Origin of the sequence: Bifidobacterium commune, assembly GCF_900094885.1 — a bacterium.
Lineage (GTDB): Bacteria > Actinomycetota > Actinomycetes > Actinomycetales > Bifidobacteriaceae > Bifidobacterium > Bifidobacterium commune.
This window is the reverse complement of record NZ_FMBL01000001.1, coordinates 45,081-68,255: the sequence shown is the minus strand read 5'-3', so window position 1 is coordinate 68,255 and position 23,175 is coordinate 45,081. Positions and strand designations below refer to the sequence as shown.

At 57.1% G+C, this 23,175-nt stretch carries 15 protein-coding genes and 1 other RNA gene; 3 read left to right on the top strand and 13 right to left on the bottom strand.

The genetic code is table 11. The features are described 5' to 3' along the window. The gene (locus GA0061077_RS00230; RefSeq protein ID WP_091846955.1) at positions 1–4,788 is read right to left on the bottom strand and encodes a PD-(D/E)XK nuclease family protein; all 4,788 of its coding nucleotides are present in this window, start codon (positions 4,786–4,788) and stop codon (positions 1–3) included. Positions 4,789–4,899: 111 nt separating this feature from the next. Beyond that, positions 4,900–4,996: signal recognition particle sRNA small type (ffs, locus tag GA0061077_RS00225), an RNA gene on the bottom strand. Between the two features lie 832 nt (positions 4,997–5,828). On the opposite strand from ffs, the gene GA0061077_RS06685 reads away from it, so the two are divergent. Continuing rightward, positions 5,829–6,092, top strand: coding sequence for a hypothetical protein (locus tag GA0061077_RS06685; RefSeq protein ID WP_143249570.1), 264 nt, complete (start codon positions 5,829–5,831; stop codon positions 6,090–6,092). 467 nt (positions 6,093–6,559) lie between these two features. Then, a complete protein-coding gene (gene glf, locus GA0061077_RS00210; RefSeq protein ID WP_091846952.1) occupies positions 6,560–7,741 on the top strand; it encodes a UDP-galactopyranose mutase in 1,182 nt (393 codons plus the stop codon). A 261-nt stretch (positions 7,742–8,002) separates the two neighbouring features. Here glf and GA0061077_RS00205 read toward each other — a convergent pair whose 3' ends face one another. Then, positions 8,003–9,145 carry an inositol-3-phosphate synthase gene (locus GA0061077_RS00205; RefSeq protein ID WP_091846951.1) on the bottom strand — a complete coding sequence of 381 codons (1,143 nt, stop codon included), beginning with the start codon at positions 9,143–9,145 and terminating at the stop codon, positions 8,003–8,005. Positions 9,146–9,430: 285 nt separating this feature from the next. Between GA0061077_RS00205 and GA0061077_RS00200 the strand changes: the two genes are divergently transcribed. Next, a complete protein-coding gene (locus GA0061077_RS00200) occupies positions 9,431–11,731 on the top strand; it encodes a transglycosylase domain-containing protein (protein ID WP_091846950.1) in 2,301 nt (766 codons plus the stop codon). Positions 11,732–12,001: 270 nt separating this feature from the next. Here the strand turns inward: GA0061077_RS00200 and leuA are convergent, their stop codons facing one another. The 10 genes from leuA to GA0061077_RS00150 all read right to left on the bottom strand — a co-directional run bounded on the left by leuA (position 12,002) and on the right by GA0061077_RS00150 (position 23,025). Beyond that, positions 12,002–13,912 (bottom strand): 2-isopropylmalate synthase, encoded by a 1,911-nt coding sequence (gene leuA / locus GA0061077_RS00195; protein ID WP_091846949.1) that lies wholly within the window; start codon positions 13,910–13,912, stop codon positions 12,002–12,004. A 283-nt stretch (positions 13,913–14,195) separates the two neighbouring features. Next, positions 14,196–14,816 (bottom strand): DUF5701 family protein, encoded by a 621-nt coding sequence (locus tag GA0061077_RS00190; RefSeq protein WP_091846948.1) that lies wholly within the window; start codon positions 14,814–14,816, stop codon positions 14,196–14,198. 92 nt (positions 14,817–14,908) lie between these two features. Next, on the bottom strand, positions 14,909–15,982 hold the full coding sequence (locus GA0061077_RS00185; protein WP_091846947.1) for an aspartate-semialdehyde dehydrogenase: 1,074 nt from the start codon (positions 15,980–15,982) through the stop codon (positions 14,909–14,911). Between the two features lie 214 nt (positions 15,983–16,196). Further along, entirely contained in the window at positions 16,197–16,739 is a 543-nt protein-coding gene (locus GA0061077_RS00180) for an ACT domain-containing protein (RefSeq protein WP_091847529.1), read from the bottom strand. A 205-nt stretch (positions 16,740–16,944) separates the two neighbouring features. Continuing rightward, positions 16,945–17,712 (bottom strand): aspartate kinase, encoded by a 768-nt coding sequence (locus GA0061077_RS00175; RefSeq protein WP_091846946.1) that lies wholly within the window; start codon positions 17,710–17,712, stop codon positions 16,945–16,947. 231 nt (positions 17,713–17,943) lie between these two features. Beyond that, positions 17,944–18,546: a recombination mediator RecR gene (recR, locus tag GA0061077_RS00170; RefSeq protein WP_091846945.1), complete on the bottom strand. Its 603-nt coding sequence runs from the start codon at positions 18,544–18,546 to the stop codon at positions 17,944–17,946. Between the two features lie 3 nt (positions 18,547–18,549). Further along, on the bottom strand, positions 18,550–21,360 hold the full coding sequence (gene dnaX, locus GA0061077_RS00165; RefSeq protein ID WP_091846944.1) for a DNA polymerase III subunit gamma/tau: 2,811 nt from the start codon (positions 21,358–21,360) through the stop codon (positions 18,550–18,552). 142 nt (positions 21,361–21,502) lie between these two features. Beyond that, positions 21,503–21,853, bottom strand: a complete 351-nt coding sequence (locus GA0061077_RS06800) for an Rv3654c family TadE-like protein (RefSeq protein ID WP_183193144.1) — start codon at positions 21,851–21,853, stop codon at positions 21,503–21,505. Between the two features lie 284 nt (positions 21,854–22,137). Then, positions 22,138–22,692, bottom strand: coding sequence for a TadE family protein (locus GA0061077_RS00155; protein WP_311389025.1), 555 nt, complete (start codon positions 22,690–22,692; stop codon positions 22,138–22,140). A gap of 45 nt (positions 22,693–22,737) precedes the next feature. After that, on the bottom strand, positions 22,738–23,025 hold the full coding sequence (locus GA0061077_RS00150) for a DUF4244 domain-containing protein (protein ID WP_091846942.1): 288 nt from the start codon (positions 23,023–23,025) through the stop codon (positions 22,738–22,740). Between the last annotated feature and the right edge of the window lie 150 nt (positions 23,026–23,175).

The window sequence follows — 23,175 nt, the reverse complement described above, 5'->3', positions numbered from 1 at the left end:
TCAGCCCCTCCTGACCTCATACACCGTATCGACTTCGCCGGCACAGGCCGGGCACACCTTGTTCATATTGCAGAACTGAACATGGTCGGCTTGCGGCCTCGCAACCAGCGTATGCGAGCGCGACGCCGCCGCCGCATAAACAATCCGCGCGATCATGGTCAACGCCCAGACCGCTTGAGTGCCGCGCAGAGCGAGGAACTGCTCCCATGTACGCTCGCCCACCCCTTCGGGCGCAATCTCCGGCAGATCCGGCAGATTCGCCAGCTTCGCCACCTTCTGCGGGTCCGGATAATGGCTACGAGGCATGAAAGCGTTGCTATTGATTGCCCCCGAACGGAAAAGCGCCGGTTGGAACAACGTTTCCGCGGCACCGTAGCTCTGCGCCGGCGCGGTTGCCACATCGACATCAAACAGGGCGGATTGCGCGATGTCGGGCATGGCGTTGAGCGCCTCGACACCACGCAAACCGGCATTGGGCAGCATCGATGAAACGGTGACGCTATCGTCATCAGGCTGCACCGAATCGGGGAACGCGAGGCCGAGCTGATAGCATACCAGCTGCAAGTCGTCGAGCATCTGTTCGCTGTTGTGTTTGTGGCCGGTTTTCCAATCAATCAGACGCACATGTTGCTTGCCATCGCCCAAATCCCGCCATTCCATGCGGTCGATGCGTCCGGTCAGCCTTATCCAGAGGTCGTTGCGCATCCCCTCAGGCCAGCCGCCGCACAGCGTCCCCATGATGGAAGCAAGCTCATCAGTTCCGATCGAATCGATCCCGTCGATGGCGTTATAGGCGTCACGAATGTCGTCAAGATTGAATGTTGCGGTGAATGTAAGTTCGCTGTTGGATCGTTCCAGTCGGCCGACGCTGAAGTTTTTGAGGTTGCCGTACGGATAGCCCTTGTTGTTGGACTCAACGAAATACGTGGCGATGTTGGTCAACGTCTGCCGAGCGCCCTCATCCTTTCGTTCCGCCTGATACCGCTGCTCCGGATCATCGATCGCGTCAAGATCGTCGGCAAGGCTGAGGTACATTTCCATCATTCGGTCCGTGATTTTGGCGATGCGTTCATCGTCGGGGCTACCTGCCATGAAATCAGGCGCATCGAGTCCCTCATCCCCCGCTTTCTGCGCTACGTTGTGGATGACCGATCCGAAGCTGGTGGCCACGTTGGAAGGTCTCGGACCTGCGAACTGACTTTCGAGCATCCAGCACACCGGGCAGGACCAGAGGCGATCTACTTGCGATGGCGAAAGCACCACCATAGGAGCTTCGGTCGCAGTGTCATCATTGAAACGATGACCAGCGTTGCCACTGCCACCGTTGCCTTTGTCACTGCCATTGCCAGTGCTGGCACCATTGCTACCGTCATTGTTGGGGTTAGCATCTTCGCGACTACCCTCGGCATCGTCTTCGCCTCTGTCGCCTCCAAACGTATATGGCCAGGCATCGGGATCTGCGGCATGAAGGTCGTTACGTTCCAGCAACACCAGCGACCTGGCAGCATCACGAGTGCGTGCCAACGATATTGCTTCACTGTCAGCGGCCTGCGCCAAGGAAGCATCTCGCTCATCAGCCTCACCCGCACCGATATCGTCACCCTGATCCGCGCCGGCAAGACCGGAACCGGCCTGACGCATCAGCTCAATTCGAGCCGCGCTCACCAACCCTCGCGAGCTGGTATCAAGACCTACAAAACGACCGGAATCCGCCAATTGCGTATAGTTGCGCGCTTCTGGGTCGGCATCGCGCACCCGGTCGAACCACTCGGGAACGTAGGTGTACAGGAAATCGGAAGGCACCGCATCGTCGCTCAGCACAGCGCTGAGCACCACCTGCCCGCTCGCTCGCGTCAAGGCAACCAAGAAACTCTTCTGCTCGCCCAAAAGCACCTGCGCAAGCTCGGAATCAACCCCGGGGGCTCCATTTCGATCGCGAACATCGCCTATGCATCCGCGCAGGACGATATCAGCCAGATTTTCCCCACCGAACATGGTGTTGCGCGCAGCGAGATTCGGCCAGACATCCTGCTGAATCTGCGTGATGAAAACCAGCGACCAATGCACTCCCGCAGCACCGGCTGGCGTGGTGAGTGTAACGGCCTGATCGATGGGCGCCACCTTGGCCAACGAATCCGCCTCGATACGCAACGATCGCACGCTGGCAATGAAGTCCTCGATAGTCTGTTTTTCACCAGCACCCGAAGCATGGGCGAACAGGCGCATCATCACATCGAGCCGGTCATTGGCCGCACGCCCCTCGTCGTTGTTGACCAGCGCTAGGCACTGCCACGCCTTATCAACGCGACAAGCCTTCCAAGCCACATCGAGCGCATACTCGGGCTCCCTGCCGGGCAACGCCGACAATCCCCGCTCAACCTCGCCCACCAGCTTCCACACATGACTGAACGCACGCGTGTAGGCGTTGTTACCCACGGCCATGATGAGGCCCAACGCTTCGTCGGCAACGCTTCGGCTTTCATCCAAATCTGCGGATGTGGAATCGACACCAGCATTGGCACCGGCACCCAAGGCAAGCATGACGTACAGGGCATCCACACCCAAGGGCATATCGGCATCCTGCTGCTGCGCGTCCCCGTCAATCAGACTGTCGTCAACACTGACGTTGCTGCTCTCGCGCTGCGAGAGCATGTTGTCGCGAAGCCGCTGCCAATCCGCTTGCAATTGCGGCAAGGCGGCGGTCATGTCAATATCGCCAGAATCACCTGAGACTTCACCGGCTACCTTGCCGCTGCTCAAAGTAGCGGAAGTTGAAGAATCACGGGAATCCATGGAATCAGCAGGTCCGTCAGCATCGGTCAAACCGTCTGAACCCACCAAATCAACAGAGCCGGCGGCATCAGAAGCATCGGCAGAACCAGCAGCAACACCGTCAAGAACGTGGGCAAGGGACGCGATGGCCTTCATCACCGATTCCACCGGCGCAAGACGCGCCGGCAACGATGCCCCGGAAACGCCAGTCGTTCCACGCAGGCTCACCAAGGGGCTTTCCAGCAGAGCCTGCACCCGCGAGCGGATGTATTTGGCCGTATGCACCAACGTCATGCCATTACCTTCGATACCGTCACGCCGCAAACCGGCCAGCTCCAGCAGCGCGAACAGTCCCTGCACACTCAAATCGTCCTTCAACGGCTTGGTAACGGCCGAATAGCGTACCGGCACCCCATCACGCCGCAGCCGCTCACCGAATGCGCGCACCGTGCTGTTGTCATGGGCAATAACCGCCATCTCGTTCCATTCGCGACCGCCGGAAAGATGCTCCTCCTTGATGCGCCAGACCACATCATCCAGCTCTTCTCGCTCGGTGTGATAGAGCGCCGCTTTAACACTGCTGTCCGCAAGCAACGGATTATTTGCATCAAGAGGTTCGATGGGCAAAGCACCGCTGAAACGAGGCAATTTGCCAGGTCGATCCGGCAGGGCAACAAAGGTATCGTCAGAGGCTGCAATAGAAAGTGAAACACGAGAGGCCAGCACATCAAGATAAGACGACGGATTGCCGGAAGCAAGACCAGAATCCGCACCGACCGCATCTTCAACCGCTGTTCGGCCGACATCACGTTCTCGACGATGCTGAACACCCCCTGAAGCAGTGTTTCCATCGCAAACCGCACGAACGGGAAGTTCCAACATTTCGGCGGCAATCGGCACCTCGCAAGCACGCTCGAACAGATATTCAGGATATGAACCACGGAAAGTCTGCACAGCCTCGTCTGGATCTCCGACCAGCACCAGCCGCACCCCGCGTTGCGCCAACGCCTCAAGGAACGCAAGCCCGGCCAACGTCAGATCCTGAAAATCGTCGACCACCACAAGAGCAGGAAGCTCAGCCTCACCAATCCAGGCAACCACCTGCGCACCCTCAACCAACAGACGCGACGAATCCAGCCGGAACTCGCTGGGATACCCGTGAGCAACCGCCTGCACATACTCCCGACGCAGCGCAAACGCCAATCGCCATTGAACGCCGAGCCTTTCGGCCTGCAACCGATAATCCGCGTCGGTTTGCCCCGAGTGTTCAAGCATCGAAAGCACTTCGTCTTCACGCTCGTTGCCCACACCAAGTTCATCCATACGCGCCAGCATGTCGCGTAATTGCATCACAAACGCATCGCTGACCCCCCGTGAGAACAGCACATCGCTCGAACCGATACCTTGAGAAGTGGAACCGGGCTGAGTCTCAGAAACAGCAGCCGCGGTCCGGCCGCCGGTTGCCGACATACTCGGCCGCTCCCCCTTTTCGCCGCCCGTCGCGTCATAAACGGTGTTAACCCAGTCTTTATTAGCGAAATATTGACGCATCAACCCGCACGTGCCACACAATTCCCCGGCCTGTACATGGCGCACATGCACCGCAACTACCTGCCGCAGCAGTGCATCCTGCTCCGCACCATTCAACAGTTTCGGTAACGGTTCGCGCCGACTCTCCCGCACCGCAGAGAGAAGCCGAAAAGCAATGGCCGAAAGCGTGGTCACCGGTCTCGCACTCGAAACGGAACCGACGGCCCGAATAACCCTGTCCGAAAGCCTGTCGGCCGTCTGCCGCCCCGAGACCGCCATCAGCACCTTGGCATCCCCGAACCGCGAAATGCCTTCAAGTGTCGCCGCCACCGCAAACTCAGTCTTCCCCGAGCATGGAGGCCCCGCCACAAGCAGCGAATGAGTCCGGTCGCCACCTGCAGCAACCTGCGCATCAAGCAGCTTCTTCACCGCATCCATAGCAGCATTTCCAACGGAATCCAAGGTGCCATTCTCATCCATAGCCATTCCCCCAGTTTAAATGCCGGTGTAGTCCCACAAAGCGTTTAATGAAATCAACAATCAATTGGAGAATCACAACGTCAACAGTCGGCCTCAGCGCCAACCGGATGCCAAAGTAAAAGAAAACCTTCACGCACCCGACAGAGGCCACTTACCCTTGCTGCATTCCTGCCCTGGGGGGATTGGGTGACATAACGCCACGTGAAGGCCTAACCAGTATACCCCACCCCTCGATAACAACGATTCACTCTCTGATCAAACAAGCATTTCCCGCAACCCGGTCAGCGACTCTCAAACTCACACACAACAACTGACATTCGCCGGCACAATACACCGAAGCACCTGCCGAACCGTCATAAAAGCACCCGCGACCAACTGAAAACCCACTAACCAGCACACCACGAACACAACAAACTACCAACCTCACGCCCAAGACTTCCGGCACGGTCGCGCAACAAAGCACGACATCACACACTGCCAGCGAAACGACCCCCGGTACCGACACCGGACCAAACCCGGAATCAGAAAACCCGATACCAATGCTGGTAGACGCTACACTCGAATCGCCGACGGCACCCGCGGCACCGCTCAACCCCGCATCCGCACCACTTACCAACCACGGAACCGGCATCCAAGACCAAATCGACATGGCACAGGACGACAACGCCATCGGACCACAAGACAACACCTGCACACCCACAGGTGGAACATGGGGACGACCCGCAAACGACGCCACCGTCAACAACGTACCCAACAGGGACCCAGGAACCGTCCAATGGGACCATCAACAACCAATGCACCCTCACCATCCACCGCGGTACCACACTCGACTGTTGCCACAGCTACTACGTCCCGTGCGACACGTACCGCAACCAGATCACCAAAATCCACATCGACGGCAACCTCACACTCCGCACCACAGACAGATACAACCTCAACAGCTTCAGCACCACCAACATGGCCTTCATATTCTTCGGCTGTTCGAAGCTGCGGGAGCTGCGGCTCGGACCCAACACCTACCTCGACAACCGAAGCGGCGAATCAATATGTCTTCGGCCACGACACCGGCTGGTGGAGCTGCCCGCAACAGGCGATCAAACGCCGGTCCTCAGCTTGATGGCACGCACCGCACGCAACTCCGGACGCCCCCAGGCCACTACGTGCGCGCCTCCCTCATCATCACCATCAACTACCAAACCGGAACAGGAACCGGCACACCGCCCGTAAACACCAACCTCGGTACCACTGACGCACAAGGACGCACCATCGTCACCCTCATGCCTGATGGACACTCCTCGACAGCCCCATAGGCATCACCGCATCCCGCAACCCCAACACCAACAGGTCATCATCAGCAGCGCCGCCAAACCCAACAACCCCACCGACACCATCCACATCTGCCACCCTACAGCCGGCGGCGGCACAACTATCCCCCCGGCCCATATGCCCAAAACCTAGGACCGGACAGAAACACACAGCCGGACGCCCGCACGGAAATAACACCCAAAACGCCCACGTGTAGACGCCCGGCATCATATTTTGCATGAGTTGCTGATTTACGAGCGGTTGCCTCCGTTTTGAAGCTAAGCATCGGTGCGCTGCGGCGTACCTCTATGCCCCCCCGCAATATTGACGAGCGGCAATGCGCGGCGCGCGTTGCGACGGTTCGTATGGCGCAGAGCACACCTTTGCGTAGAATGAGGACAGGTTAACGTGGCAACGGGTAGCAGAACCGGATGCCGCGGATGGTATATCTCCGTATTTTGAGAGGAAACAGATGGCTAACAACGAAAGAAACGCGGCGCTGCCCGATCTGGTCGTGGTGGGAGCGGGACTCTTCGGACTGACCGTGGCACAGCAGGCTGCCGAGAACGGGCACACCGTCGAGATCATCGATGTTCGCAAGCATATTGGCGGCAACGCTTACTCCTACACCGATGAGGAGACGGGCGCGGAAATCCATCAGTACGGGGCTCACCTTTTCCACACCTCCAACAAGCGTGTGTGGGATTACGTCAACCGCTTCACCGAGTTCACCGATTACCAGCACCGCGTCTACGCCACACACGACGGTGAAGTCTTTCCCATGCCGATCAACCTAGGGACCATCAACCAGTTCTTCCATGCCCATTACACCCCGGCGCAGGCCCAGGAACTCATCAAGGAGCAGGCGGGCGAGCTGGCCGGCACGGATCCGGAAAACCTCAACGACAAGGGTATTCAGCTCATCGGCCGTCCGCTGTATGAGGCGTTTATCAAGAATTACACGGGCAAACAGTGGCAGACCGACCCCGCCGAGCTTCCCGCTTCGATTATCAAGCGCCTGCCGGTGCGATTCAACTACGACAACCACTACTTCAAGGACACGTGGGAGGGTCTACCCAAGGACGGCTACACCGCTTGGATGGAGCGCATGATCGACGATCCGAAAATCCATGTGACCCTGGACACCGACTTCTTCGACGAATCCCAGCCCTTTAACAAGGCGGCACTGGTGGGCCGCGTACCGATCGTCTACACCGGTCCAGTTGACCGCTACTTCGACTATTCACTCGGTGACCTCAAATGGCGAACCGTGGACTTCAAGGAGCAGCGTTACGACGAGGACAACCACTTCGGCTGCCCGGTGATGAACTTCGTGGATGCGGACGTGCCGTACACCCGCGCCATCGAGTTCAAGAACTTCAACCCGGAGCGTAGCGAGCAGCAGAACCCCGACAGGACCGTGGTTTGGGAGGAGTACAGCCGTTCAGCCGGACGAGACGACGAGCCCTACTACCCCATCAACACCAGCGACGACCAGAAGCTCTATCAGGAGTACAAGAACCTGGCAGCGCAGGAACCGCAGGTCGTCTTCGGCGGCCGCTTGGGCACCTACGCCTACTACGACATGCATCAGGTCATCAATTCAGCTCTCATCGCCTACGAGAAGCAAGTTGGTCCGCTGCTGCACAAGTGAGTAGACCAATTGGCAAGTAGGTCAGTCAGATAGACGGATACGAGACGTCGAATCGGACAGATTAGCAAACCAACCGGCGAGTAGAACAGCCCGACTAATTTCGACCGTTTATCGGGCGGAAACAAAAGTTCACCTGACCTCAAGCCGAGACCTGCTAGTCAAAGCGAATACTCACCACAGCATGAAGAATGGCTGCCACCCGCTCGTTGCGGGTGGCAGCCATTCTTCATGTCTCAGCTACAGGCGTGCAGCTGCGCGTTTTCAGGCGTGCCAGACATCCTTGCCGCTGTCCTTGGCGGCCTTCACGTCGGCATCGAGAGCGGCCTCGTCGCCCTCAACCTCGCCCTTGATAAACTTCTCCACCAACTGGCGGGCCTCGGTATCCTCATGCTGAACTGCCGGAGACTTCATGAAGTAGGAGCTGGGAGCGAGGATCGGACCGGCAAGATGACGGTCAAGCGCAATCTTCGCCGCACGCACGGCGTCGATGACGATGCCGGCGGAGTTCGGGGAATCCCAAACCTCAAGCTTGTATTCCAGGTTCAGCGGCACATCGCCGAAGGTCGTGCCCTCAAGACGCACGAAGGCGAACTTGCGGTCGTCGAGCCATGCCACGTAATCGGACGGACCGATGTGCACATCGCGCTCGGCCATCTCGTGAGGCACGATGGAGGTGACGGCGCGGGTCTTGGAGATCTTCTTGGATTCAAGACGCGAGCGCTGCAACATGTTCATGAAGTCCATGTTGCCGCCGACGTTGAGCTGGTAGGTGCGGTCGAGACGCACGCCACGGTCCTCGAATAGGCGGGCCATCGTACGGTGCGTGATGGTGGCACCGACCTGGCTCTTGATGTCGTCGCCGACAATCGGCACACCGGCATCGCGGAACTTCTGGGCCCATTCCGGGTCGGAAGCAATGAAGACGGGCAGGCAGTTGACAAAACCGCAGCCGGCATCCATTGCAGCCTGAGCATAGGCCTTGTCCGCTTCCTCGGAACCGACGGGCAGGTAGCTGACCAGAACGTCGGCCTTCGCGTCGCGCAGCACCTGCGCCACATCGACCGGCTGAGCTTCGGACTCATCGACCATCTGACGGTAATACTCACCAAGCCCGTCGTATGTCGGTCCGCGCATCACTTCAACACCTAGGTTCGGCACGTCGCAGAACTTGTAGGTGTTGTTCTGGGAAGCGCCGATGGCCTCGGAAAGATCCTTGCCCACCTTGAGTGCATCAACGTCGAACGCCGCAACGAACTCAATGTCACGAACCCGGTAACCACCGAAGTTGTTGTGCATCAGGCCAGGAATCTTTTCATCATCCTGCGCGTCCTTGTAGTACTCCACCCCTTGAATCAGGGACGAGGCGCAGTTGCCAATGCCTGCGACCGCCACGCGAATGCTCATATCGACTCCTTTATTTCACGTGCAAAATTCCATATCTGAGTTTAGCCCCTCATAAAGAAAAGGACAGGCCGTGCGTCAAAAGCGTTCGCCGTTACCGAAACAGACCGGGATTATGGCGCTTTTGCGGATGAGTACGCCGACAGGCGTCGAGAGAACACCCAAAAAGCCCTGGCAAGAGAAAACCTGCGAATATTCGCCGTGTTTTTATTTCAAAAACCACACATTTGAAATGGTTTCAACCAACCGTTCAGCAGTTTTTCAGGGGTAACCGTTACGGTAGTTGGCATGGTCAGAGAGAACCGCAGAGTTTCGGCACGTTCCATCGGCTCGGGGAGAGTCAAGGTGAGACGTACCTACACAAACACGCGAAACACGTTCAACCAAACCCCGGGCAAAAACCTTAAAACGGGCGGGCCAAGCAATAAACGAGGCCCGAAACGCGACCCGCGCGAACAGCCCAAACGCAAACGCAGCCTGCTCGGCCGCATCCTTAGATGGGCACTGGGCATTATCGCTCTTCTCATTCTTGCGGGCGCCGGCACATTCGCATATCTGTATGCCACCATCGAAATCCCGTTGCCCGAGAAAATCGCCATGGCCGAGAAGACCAAGGTCTACTACAACGACGGCTCCACGGAAATCGGCAGTTTCGCCACGCAGAATCGCGAGATTATCAGCTGCGAAGCCCTGCCAAAATACGTGGGAGAATCAATAGTCGCCTCAGAGAACCAGACGTTCTACAAAGACACTGGTGTTGATTTCAAGGGCATCGCACGCGCACTGCTCAACAACGTCAGCGGCGGCAGCCGCCAAGGCGCCTCCACCATCACGCAGCAGTACGCAGAGCGATATTACATGGGAGATACCCATTCGTATTCAGGCAAGGTGCATGAAGCGATTCTAGCGATGAAAATCACCAAATCGCAGGATAAAGACACGGTCCTGTGCAACTATATGAACACGATCTATCTCGGACGCGGCGCATACGGCATCGAAGCGGCATCAAAAGCCTACTTCAACAAGGATGCCAAGGATTTGACCATGCCCGAGGCAGCCATGCTTTCCGGCATCATCCCGGCACCGTCGGCGTGGGATCCAGCGGTTAATCCCAAGCGCGCCGAGCAGCGCTTTACGCGCGTCATCGGCATTATGGAAAAGCAGGGCTACATTTCCGAACAGGACGCCAAAGCCGCACAAATGCCGCAAACTATACCCGTGCAGTCCCAACAAAGTTCATATAAGGGACCGAACGGCTACATACTGCAGATGGTTCGCGACGAGCTCATCGGCAGCGGCAATTTCACTCCTGATGACATCGATAGCGGCGGCTATACCATCGTTACCACCATCGACAAGGGCAAGCAGGAGCTGATGCACAACACCGCAAGCCCCTCCACTCCGGAAAACTCCAAAACACTCAGTCAAGGCATGCAGACGGGCGCGATGAGCGTCAACCCCAAAGACGGCTCCATCATCGCCTTCTACGGCGGTGACGACTACCTGACCAAGCAGCTCAACAACGCCACTCAGGCCACCTACGAGCTCGGATCGACCATGAAACCGTTTGCCCTGCTGGCGGCCGTGCAGGACGGGGTGAACCTGAACACAACGTTCAACGGCAATTCACCGCGTACATACAACGGCATCGCCCAGCCGGTCAAGAACTTCGGCAACGAACAGTTCGGCTATACGAACCTGTACAACGCCACGGCACACTCGGTCAACACGGTTTATATGGATTTGCAGGGGCATCTGACCGCCAAGAAAGTGGCACAGACCGCCCAGGCCGCGGGCATGAACCCCAAGCTTGTGCCCGGCGACAACCCCTTCACCGTGCTAGGCAACGACGGCGTGCACGTTTCCGACGTCGCGCAGGCGTACGCCACCATCGCCAACCAGGGCAACAAACCGACCCTGCATATCGTAGCGAGCGTGAAGGATTCGAACGGCAAGGACATGTATCGCGCGCCCACCGACAGCGAGCGAGTGTTCAACGCCAACGACACGGCGCTGGTGGCCAAGGCCATGACAGGCACCGTACAATTCGGCACTGCCACCGAAGTACGCAAGGTCGGCAAGACCATCGCAGGCAAGACGGGTACAGCAAACGATTCCACAGCGGGCAGTTTCGTCGGATTTACACCCAGCATGGTCACCGTTTTCGCGATGTGGAACCCGGGAGCGGATGGCAAGCCGCAGGAAATTCCGCCGCTGCGCGGTGGATACGGCTCCGGAGCGCAGTACCCCGCCCATCTGTTTACCGAATACATGAAGCAGGCCCTTGCCGATCAGCCGAACGAGACGTTCCCCGTCGCCCATGATGACGGTAAAATCGGTGGTCCCGATGGCACTTGGGGCAGCGGAGGCGGAAGGTCTTCCAATTCGAACTCCAACCGCAGGAATTATCAGAACAACAACCAAAATAGTTCGAATGGCCAGTCAACGAACGGCAACGACGGCGGTTCGGGCGATGCGAAGACGAACAAGGGGGACGGCACCGGCGCGACCAACCAAACACCGGATAACGGCGGTCACGAATCTAACGGCGGCCCCGAACAACAGCAGGCCAACAGAGGCGGTCAATAGCCAGCACGATACACGGGGTGATCTGCCTGCATGATTTGCGATTCGCGGTCGGCACACCAGGCAGTCGATACGATTGAAATCACGCCGGACATTGGAAAAACGGGTTTGCATTCTTGCCTATCAAGAATGCAAACCCGTTTTCGGTAATCAAGCGTAGAACGGTCCGCGTGTTCGTTCCATCCACCTCCCGCACAGACCAAGCAGGACGAACGCACTCCACCTGCGGTTGCACACAACACAAAATGCACTGCAGGCGGGGGGGCAAGTCGATCAGCGCATCGAACGATTGATTGCGGAAATGATCGCGTTGAGGGAGCTGGTAGTAATCGACGAATCAATTCCTACACCCCAGATAATCCTCCGATTGGCCTCTCCACCGATCTGGCATTCGACGTACGACGCCGCCATCGCGTCAGTACCTGCGGTCATCGCATGCTCGGCATAATCCATCACACTAACCGTGATACCAATGGAACCGAGCGCATTGAGGAATGCGTCGAGCGGGCCATTGCCGGTGCCAGAAACCTGACGTTCGATCGGATCCGCCCCTGGTTCAGCGCCGCGGTCGAGCAGCTTGGCCTTCAGCACGGTATCGGATCCATCTTCGCCGGAAGAGACCGAAATATTGAGCAGCTTGAGACGACCCCAAGATTGCAGGTCGCCGTCCCGCTGATCGCCCACAAGACTGCTGGCATCAAATACGCCGTCCTCGTCAATCGGGAGGTACTCGTCCTTGAACAGACGCCAGATCTCGTCATCCTTGACCTCTTTATCGGTCTTGTCGGCGTAATTCTGCACGACCTTTTCGAACTCGATCTGCAAACGCTTGGGCAAATCCAGATTGTGGTTGGTCTTAAGCAGATAGGCCATGCCACCCTTGCCGGACTGCGAGTTGACACGAATGATGGCCTTGTAGCTGCGACCGATATCCTTTGGATCGATCGGCAGGTACGGCACAAGCCACAGGAAGTCATCAAGGCTTGCGCCCGCGCGCTCGGCCGCGGCCTGACGCATCTCGAGGCCCTTCTTAATGGCGTCCTGATGGGAACCAGAGAAAGCAGTGAACACGAAATTGCCGGCATAGGGGTGGCGCTCGGAAATAGTAAGCTGATTGCAATATTCAACCGTCTGACGAATCTTGGGCACGTCGGAGTAATCGATCTGCGGGTCGATGCCCTGCGTGAGCATATTGAGCCCCAACGTGACCAAATCGACGTTACCCGTGCGTTCACCGTTGCCGAGCAGGCAGCCTTCGATGCGGTCGGCGCCGGCCAGCAAAGCCAGTTCGGCAGCGGCTACACCCATACCTTCGTCGTTGTGAGGATGGAGCGAAAGAACGATTGATTCCCTGTCTTTCAGGTTATTGGAAACATACTCGACCTGATCCGCAAAAACGTTCGGCGTAGTCATTTCGACGGTGGCCGGAAGGTTGATGATCATTCTGTGCTGAGGCGTCGGCTTAATGACATCAATGACGGCGTTGCACACCTCGACGGCGTAATCCGGCTCGGTGCCGGTGAAGGACTCAGGCGAATACTCGTAATACAGTTCAGTACCTTCGGCCTCGCCTTCAAGCTCCTTGCACAGCCACGCCGCATCCGTCGCCAGCTTCTTGATGCCGTCCTTATCCTTTTGGAAAACGACCTCGCGCTGCAGCACGGAAACTGAATTGTAGAAGTGCACCACAGCGCGCTTGGCTCCGCGCAGGCACTCATACGTCTTGCGAATCAAGTGCTCACGGGCCTGTGTAAGCACAACGATGGTGACATCATCAGGAATGAGCTCGCGCTCGATAAGCAGGCGGACGAAATCGTAATCCGTGTCGGAAGCTGAGGGGAAACCGACCTCAATTTCCTTGAAGCCCATAGAAATGAGAAGATTCCAGAACCGCAGTTTACGCTCGGCATCCATGGGGTTAACCAACGCCTGATTGCCGTCACGCAGATCGACCGAGCACCAGCGAGGCGCACGCTGAAGCCGCTTGTTCGGCCATGTGCGTTCGGGGCAATCGAAGGGAATCTGCTTGTCGTATGCCACGTACTTCGAATACGGCATCTTGCTCGGCTTTTGCGGTTCACCGATGAAACGAGCGGGAGGCAGCAGCAGGTCATTGTTGCCCCCATTGGATTGTGCCGCGACTTGCGCGAGATCAAACACCGATGATTGTTGATCCTGACCCATCACTCCTCCTTTTCTTCATGTCTCGCGTCGCCGGTTGCGCCGCGGTGTGAACAGATGATGAGATACCAGTATGCGTCGGTAGCTCATTGCCAAGACACATGCTGCTTGGCATAATAGTAGTCAATAAAGCAAAACCGGCGTACGCTGTGTCCATAATTCAAAGGCACGGTTCATTTTTTCAAGTGCGAGCTCAGACCGCACTCGCTGTGCCTAGCTCGTTGGGGCGCATTTCGGGCTATAAGAGCGTCTGCGTTCTCAAATATCAAGTGATCCAGCAGCTCACTCAACGAAACAACGAAAGTCCGCGGCGCGCCTGGCAATATGCGTTACCAAGCCAGGTATGGCGAGAAGTCGGCCATACCGAACCCAGACGGGGTGCATTCTGACTCATCCAGATGCTGGGCACACGGCCATCGGCACTGCGCGAGCCGAGCAGATTGAAACCATTTTTCTTCACCAGCCAGTCCGGGTGCTGAGTCGCGATCGCCAGCCCTTCTTCGAGGGTCAGGGGCATATGTTCGTCGGAATCGATGAGTTTGCGCGCCACGTCTGGTTCGCGGTTGACATAGGCTGTGCCCGTATGCGGATCCACAACCAGATAGAACGGGCCCTCTGGCGGCTCGCAACCATCCTGCGGCAGGAAACTGGCGACATCACGCGGGGGCATGGTGGTGAATCCGGCCATGCGATTGATGCTCGTTCGCGCGATCAGCGATTCGGGGCTCACCAGTTCGTGAGTGGGGACCAAAAGGATATTCTCGCCCAAATCGCTGTCTTTCAAAGCATCGATCAGAGGACGGGCAAGTGCGCGGAACGCCTCCGCGCTCATATCGGCCACATCAGGGTACCCCAACGCGACGATACGGTCCAATTGCTTTTGCGCTTGTATTGATGCCTTCGACATACCTACAGTATGTCACCTGCTCATGATGTCGGTCAGCAGCCGATTCAGCAAAGCCTCACGTTAAGTGTGATGCCGAATCAAAATTAGGAATGTCACGCACCAAAATGTTTGCGAGCGACAATCTCGGCAAGCTCCACCGCATTCAGGGCAGCACCCTTACGCAGGTTGTCGTTCGCTATGAAGAACGCAAGACCCTTCTTGCCATCGACCGCCTGATCCTGACGGATGCGGCCAACGAAGCTCGGGTTCTTGCCGGCAGCCGACTGCGGAGTCGGGATGTCCTCAAACTCAACGCCCGGTGCATTCTTGAGTACCTCGCGAGCCATATCGGGTGTAACATCCCGTTCAAATTCGGCATTAACGGACATGCCGTGAGAAGTAAATACGCCAACACGCACGCAGGTGCAGGATGCTGCGAGATTCGGCAGGTGGAGAATCTTGCGGCCCTCATTGCGCAATTTTTGCTCCTCGTCCGTCTCCTCGCTGCCGTCATCGACGATGGAACCAATGAACGGGACCGCATTGAATGCAATGGTGCGAATAATCTTGGTTGGCTCGGGGAGATCGATGGAGTTGCCATCGAAAACGAGCTTGTCGGCACCCTGCTCGACCGCAGCTGCGGCTTCGTTCATCAACTGCTCCACACCGCCACGTCCTGCTCCGGAGACGGCTTGGTAGGAGCTGACAATAAGACGCTTGAGACCGAACCGATCGTTCAATGGCTTGAGCACGGGGATGCAGGCCATGGTGGTGCAATTCGGGTTGGCAACGATACGGCGCGGTATATCGTCGAGGTCGTCGGGGTTTGCCTCGGCCACAACCAGCGGAACATCGTCATCCATACGCCATTGCGAGGAGTTGTCCACGACATAGGCACCGGCCTCGGCGAATTTCGGCGCCCAAACCTTCGAAGTGCTGCCGCCGGCCGAGAGGATCGCGATATCGATGCCGCTGAGATTGGCCTTGGCCACATCCTCGACGGCGATATCACGGTCACGCCACTTGATTACGGTACCGGCAGAACGCGCGGAGGCAAGAAAACGCAAGTCGTTGACCGGGAAATTCCGCTCGTCAAGTATGCGGCGCATAACCATACCGACCTGGCCAGTGGCCCCCAGCACTGCTACGTTGACTCTGTGCTGCTGCGGTTGAATTGACTCGGCCATGCCGGTCCTCCTCTTCGGTAATCGATCGCCCTTGGCTGACGCCACTGCGACCTTATGCAAATTCACGCAAGTCCGGGCATTGGACGTTGCAAGACTATGTGCCACATCATAGCGTGAGGTGACGCACGGCCGTTGGTCGCATGCAACTATGCGGAATATCGAATCACGAGCTCAGACACGCGAGAGCACAGACAACATCCAACCGCGCGACAACTCAGCGACCGGTGCCGCCGTAGACGACAGCTTCCACCTGATCGGCGTCAAGACCATATGCCGTGTGCAACGCACGCACGGCGTCATCGAGCTGATCGAGTGAAACGAGTGCCGCGATACGAATCTCAGAGGTGGAAATCATGATCACGTTGATCCGCTGAGCACTCAGCGCTTCAAAGAACTTCGCGGCAAGACCGGAATGGGTTTTCATGCCCACACCCACCACAGCCACTTTGCCAACATTCATGTCAACGAAATAAGACTCGTAGCCAATCGAAGACAGCTTGTCATCAAGTGCCTTTCTCGCCGCCTTCACCATCGAATCCGGCATAGTGAAGGAGACATCGACCTTACCGGTGGACGCCCCTGCCTGCACGATCATGTCGATATTGATGCCGCTCTTCGCCAATTCAGTGAAAACTTGAGCCGCGACACCGGGCCTATCGGGAACGCCTCTGAGAGTGACCAACGATTCGGTTCGGTCATGCGCCACACCGGAAATTACCGGAGTTTCAGGACCGAGATCCGGGAAAATATCACCCATCGACCCACTCTCGGTCGACGCCTTAGTCCGATTTGCCTGACCGGTGGCGTGCCTGCACAGATCGTCGCTTCCTTCACTCCCATTCGCTACGTTCTCACTGCTCATCATCGTTTTCCTTTGCTGTGTTTCATTCATACTCGTATTGATGTTGACCCTCATGAGCGCTATCTGTTTGTGCACTTACTCGCTGTTAGATTCCATGCCATCATTGATCGATATTCGGCAGGGTGCGAGCATCGATGCCATCCGGCACGACCAAGGTACCCATGCGATGCGAGAACGAGCTACGCACATGCAGCGGCATGCTAAAGCGCTGCGCGTATTCGACACAACGCAATGCCAGCACCTTCGAACCGCACGCGGCCATTTCGAGGATGGCGTCATAACCGATGGTGGGAATGCGTCGAGCGGTCGGAACAATGCGTGGATCAGCGGTGAAAATACCATCCACGTCAGTGTAAATCTCGCAGATATCGGCGCCAAGCGCCACCGCGAGCGCCACCGCGGAAGTGTCCGAACCGCCGCGACCGAGCGTCGTGTAATCGCCATCTACATTGATACCTTGAAATCCGGCGATGATGGCAATCTTGCCGTTACTCAGGACATGAGCCACACGCTTGGGCTTAACCGCTCGGATATGTGCGGCACCGAACTGCGCATCGGTCATAAAGCCAGCCTGCGAGCCGGTGAAGGAGTATGCATGCTCACCGTCGGCGTGAATAGCCATCGCCAGAAGGCTCATTGAGATACGCTCCCCTGCAGTCATGAGCATGTCCATCTCACGAGCAGGCGGATTCGAATCAAGGCTCATGGCCTGGTCAATCAGGTCATCTGTGGTGTCACCCATCGCGGAAACGACTACCGCTATATCGTTACCTTTGCGTTTCGTCTCCACAATGCGCTTGGCGACACGTTTGAGCGATTCCGCATCAGCAACGGAAGATCCGCCATACTTCTGCACGATAAGTGCCACGATTGTCCTTGTCTTTCGGGTTTCACACGAGGTTAGCCATGTGTTGCCTATGCTCACGTCGGCTGTGCGTTTTGTGCAGAACAAATCAGCACAAAACCACAACGACTTCTGTCAGTAATGATTGAATTATACGGTAGCTTCATGCCGACGCTTTAGCGCTCTCCAACATTCGGTCAAAGCGCCACTTGCGCCTATTGGTCTAATTGCTTGGATGAACACCACGCCGATTCGCTATGCCTCCCGGCGTCCCTGCAACGCACGGCCAAGAGTAATCTCGTCGGCGTATTCCAAGTCGCTGCCGACCGGCAAACCACTGGCCAAGCGTGTGACCTTGATTTTCAACGGGGAAAGCAGGCGACTCAGGTAGGTCACGGTAGCTTCACCCTCGATATTCGGGTCGAGCGCCAAAATGATCTCCTCGACCTCGTCGGATTTAAGCCTATCCAGCAGTTTCGGGATAGCCAGGTCACTCGGACCGATATTGGCCATCGGGTTGATGGCGCCACCCAGAACGTGATAGAGCCCGTGGAACTCACGGGTGCGTTCGATACTCATGACGTCCTTGGGTTCTTCGACCACGCAAACAACAGATCGGTCGCGCCTTGGGTCGGAACAGATGGGGCACGGGCTGGCCTCACACACATTGCCGCAGATTTCGCAGAACCGCACCTTCTGTTTTACCTCACGGATGGCGTCGGCCAGCGCCTGAGCCTCGTCATCACTGGCTGAAAGCAGATAGAAAGCAATGCGCTGCGCACCTTTGGGGCCAATGCCGGGCAGCCCCGCAAACCCATCAATAAGACGTTGAACCGGGCCGTCGTAAGCCAAAGCCATGTCCTATCTCCTTTCTTCTTCCTGATTCTTGTTGACCGGCTTGATGTTTTTCGGATTTTTGGGGTCGTCGGCGGTAAACGTCTCGATTTTTTTGACTTCAAAGAGCTTTGACATTTCCTCCATACTCACAGACACGGCATCGCCCAGCGACTGGTCATTAAGCGAATAGTCATCTTCCTCGGGAGCCACTTCCGGAGGTTCGGGCTCACTGTCGTTCTCGACATTGACGAATCGGGCGGCAACCTCTCCCCTGTCCGGTTGCGCCGTGGATTCGTCCTGACTCGCGGAGGGAACTGCTTGCTCATCATTTATCGTCGTTGCCACAGCATCGGCCCGCGCGCTTCCCAAGTTTCCCTGATTGCCCAAGGATGCGTCTACAGCCGGTTTTTGCCGGGAATCATCTTCACCAGAATCGGCAACACCTTGGCTTTGCGAACCTACGTTGGAAGCACTGACTCCTGCCGATGAACCGGCATCGGTACTGAGCTGCCCAGCGTTCGCAGAGAGTGACCGGTCAGTTTCAGTTGCCGTCGAAGCCATAGCCCAAGGATCAATGCCGTCGCTGATATCAGGTACCGACACATCCTTCTTGCGCTGCCCTTGGGCCGATCCGGACGAACCGTCGGCAGATACGTGACGATCTTCGACATCCGCCTGCTGCACACCCTGAGTCTGTCCAGTGTGGCCACCGCTCTCTTCACGATTGGCGGCTCGGCGAACCGGCATAGGATGCATCCACGGGTCATAATCGTCATCATCAACCTGATGAGACACCCCATCGCCGTGCGCAGTAGGCGCTACAGCATGAGACTGATTAACACTGTCACCGGAACGGTTCGAGTCACCATCGACGCCTTGTTCGGACTGACTTGCACCCGCCCGGTGAGTGGAGCCATCAGAATCGCCGCCTTCTTCCTTGGATGGCTTCTTCTGCTCCTTCGGCTGGGAGGCGTCATGCCCACCTTGGCCGCCGGCCACACCAAGCCCTCCGGTGGCACCGACCTTGGCGATGGCGATGTCGTGCTTGACCTTGGCAAGTTCTTCGGGCTGCATCCGCTTGGTGGAGATGACCTTCTCCCCGTTCGCAGCCACACCAGTGGGCATGATCATTGTTCGGGGACCGAATACCGAACGCACACCGTCCAGCACTACATTGGCTGCCTTCTGCCCATTATGTTCGGCATCCGAAGCAAGAGCCAACGCGAAAGCATGCTGGCTCAGCGCACAGTCGAAGGTCATCGACAGACGAGACCGACCCTCGTTGTTCGTCGCCAACGAAACCTTGGGAACCTTGGCATGATCGATGTATTCACGCACATTCTCCGGCATCAAATCGAGCACCGCATCCCACTTTTCCTCGACGGTGGCACTTGGATCGATGTTTATCGCCTTGGAATCAGACACTTCGCCCGACCGCTGATCGGGCGTGCTCACGGCTGGATTGCCGGAAGCCTCCTCGAGGACAGAAGGCCTCGAACCCTGCGCTTCGTTATTTTGGTTCGGAGCCTGTGGTTCAGCAGCTGTGGTTGTGCCTCCTGGAGAGCCCGTCCCACGCCAAGCGTTCGATGCGCCTCGGCTTGATCCAATAAAACCGCCACGTGCCTGCGAACCACCATTTGCCTGACGAGCGCTGCTGACTGCAGTCTGCGAGCGCACACCCGGATTTTGCACTACTGGGGCACTGGCCGCAAGCGCCGGAGCAGGGCCATTTTCACGACCGGCCAGCAGCTTCGCGGCGAGCAGCTCCAAACGCATACGCGGCGAGATGGCACCGGTCATGTTGTCCAAGGTGCCATTGATCGTCTCGGCCATTGCCGTCAAGGTAGACAGTCCCAACGCGGAAGACTGGCGATGCATGTCACTCATATCTTCAGGCGTGGCATCATCGTTCAAAACGCTTTCAGCTTTTTCCCCGCCCAGCGTCAGCACAAGCAAATCACGAACACGGGCAAGCAAATCCTCTACGAAACGTCTTGGTTCAAAGCCTCCGACGACCACTTTCTCGACAACCGCATAGAGTCGCTGGCCATCCTTGCTGATAACCGCATCAATGGCCTCGCCGATGAGTTCATCCGGTGTGAAACCAAGCAGTGCAACAGCGGAATCGTACGATATCTCGCCATCATTAGCACCGGCCATGAGCTGGTCGAGCACGGAAAGCGTATCGCGCACCGATCCGCCGCCGGCACGCATCGCAAGTTTCAGTACACCCGGTTCAGGCTCGATATGTTCCTTGTCGCACACCTGCTCAAGATAGGGGCCCATGACTTCGGGAGGCACCAAACGGAACGGATAATGATGGGTACGCGAACGAATCGTCGAAATGACCTTATCGGGCTCTGTGGTAGCGAAGATGAACATGACATGTTCCGGCGGTTCCTCGACGATCTTAAGCAGGGCATTAAATCCCTGCTGTGTGACCATGTGGGCCTCGTCGAGAATGAAAATCTTAAAACGGTCGCGTGCGGGGGCGAATACGGCACGTTCACGCAGCTCCCTTGCATCCTCGACACCATTATGGCTGGCCGCGTCGATTTCGACGACATCAATCGAACCGGAACCGCCTGTAGCCAGGTCCTTGCAGCTTTCGCATTCTCCACAGGGATGCGAAGTCGGTCCTTTCTCACAATTGATGCATCGAGCAAGGATACGCGCAGAACTGGTCTTGCCACAACCACGCGGCCCGCTGAACAGGTAGGCGTGGGTAAGCTTGCCTTCATCCAGGGCTCGGGAAAGTGGAACGGTAACCTGATCCTGACCGATAATGCCATCAAACGTGTCCGGCCTATACCGTCTATACAATGCAAGTGCCATGTTCTCTAACCTACCTTCACCCGGCTATTTTCAGGAGATTCCAGCAATTGCATTGCGTCCTGAACCAAGCCGTACACGCCTCATCGGAACCAAGGCCCAAGTGCCGAAACCTATGCCCAATAGGACCGCACCCACTTCACCTTCAATGACATTCTACCGGTCCGGCACGAGCCATCCTCGAAACCGACGGAACGAACGGCACCGCCGTTTTTACTTCCGCTTTCACAGTGACATCCTCCTCGACAACGGTGCAACTAACCACCGCGGCATCGTTCAAGGAGGCGGTGATTCGGGATTTAAGGCACGGATCGAAATCACCATCACTGGCGGAATATGCTCCGGCAATGGCCGCTTGGTCCGCTGCCGAACGAGCCTGCGAGATACACAGCAGTACATTGCCGCCGGCTGCTATCGCCGAAATCAGCACCGCCGCGACGGCGATAAGCATTACCCCGTTTATGGTGCCGGAACCTTCATCACAGTCTCCTCCCACATTACTGGGCACACCCTTACAAAACGCAGAGTATGAAAACCGTGGAAAATGTAATCGTTTGGAATCAGCATTGCCAAACATATCCTTGCAAGATGCAGAGGGTATGCAGTAGCCGCTCCAAAAACGACTTGTTCGCCAAAATTGGTATTGAGCCAATACTGCCATCGGCTTGTTCATAACGCAAAGCGCTTGTCTATACCGCGTCCGCAACCAACCTGTGGAGTTGGCGCCGGGGCCACACGAATGCGGAGACCGACGAAGAAGCCGACGGCATCCGAAATTAATCATTGGACCACCCCCGTCGCCTTGCCGATTACTGCCATCGGCAGGACATGAAGCGGATCGGGCACTACACGGCAGCTGACAACGACATTGACCTGCTTGAACCTACGCTTGATCGAAACATCAACCTTTTCGCCCGCGGCATTCTCAGCCGCGGAACGCGCTTCGTCATCATCACCCGACACTACTGCAACACGGGCGGCAGCGGAGGCCGCATCCTGACAGCTCATTTCGACGGTAACCGTCCGAGCCAGCATCATCAGCAACACGGCCATCACCATCACTGCGGGAAGAACGACCGCGAATTCCGCAGTGACCGCACCTTCATCACCGCCATGATGACCGTGTTGCCGACAGCTTTTTGGCCGCGGGGACAAGAAAGCGACACCATCTCGTGTGTTGGAGGCATGACCTGTGCAATCCGAGTTTTCGGTACGTTTCGCGCAATCAACACTCACGGTTTGCCCATGATGACGGCGATATTGCACGCGGCAAGCCCGCAACCACATGAATGGTGAATGAATCGTGATTGCCGACGAACGATTTTGACCCGGCATATCCATACCCTCCTTTCGAGATGATTCCTCATATCCACGGCCGGCTCAGACCACCTTGAGCGCCTTCTTGACCAGCGCCTCCAACAGCGTCTTGATTGCGCCGGATTTAAGCAACGCCACCAGCACCGCCGCGAAGCCGGTGGCCGCCACAAGGACCACTGCATACTCGGCGGTGGCCGCGCCCTCATCCGGCTGTTCAAGCACTGAACGCACTCGGGCATCGAGCACACACGCCTGTCCTTTCAGCTGCCTGCCTCGTTCGACCATACGATTGCCGAAGCGCCCGATGACGCCACGATTGCTTTGCTCTACGATTGCCAGTTCCTTATCCATGATTGCTCCTTTGATAGTTGATATTGTTTGATTGCTCTTCATCGCAACGATTGGATTGCGATGGTTTCAGTCTCTCAGCGTTTTGCATTTCGTCCGAGAAATTTCAGCCACTGTGGTCGAACGATGGGTGTTATACACAATTCGGGCGTG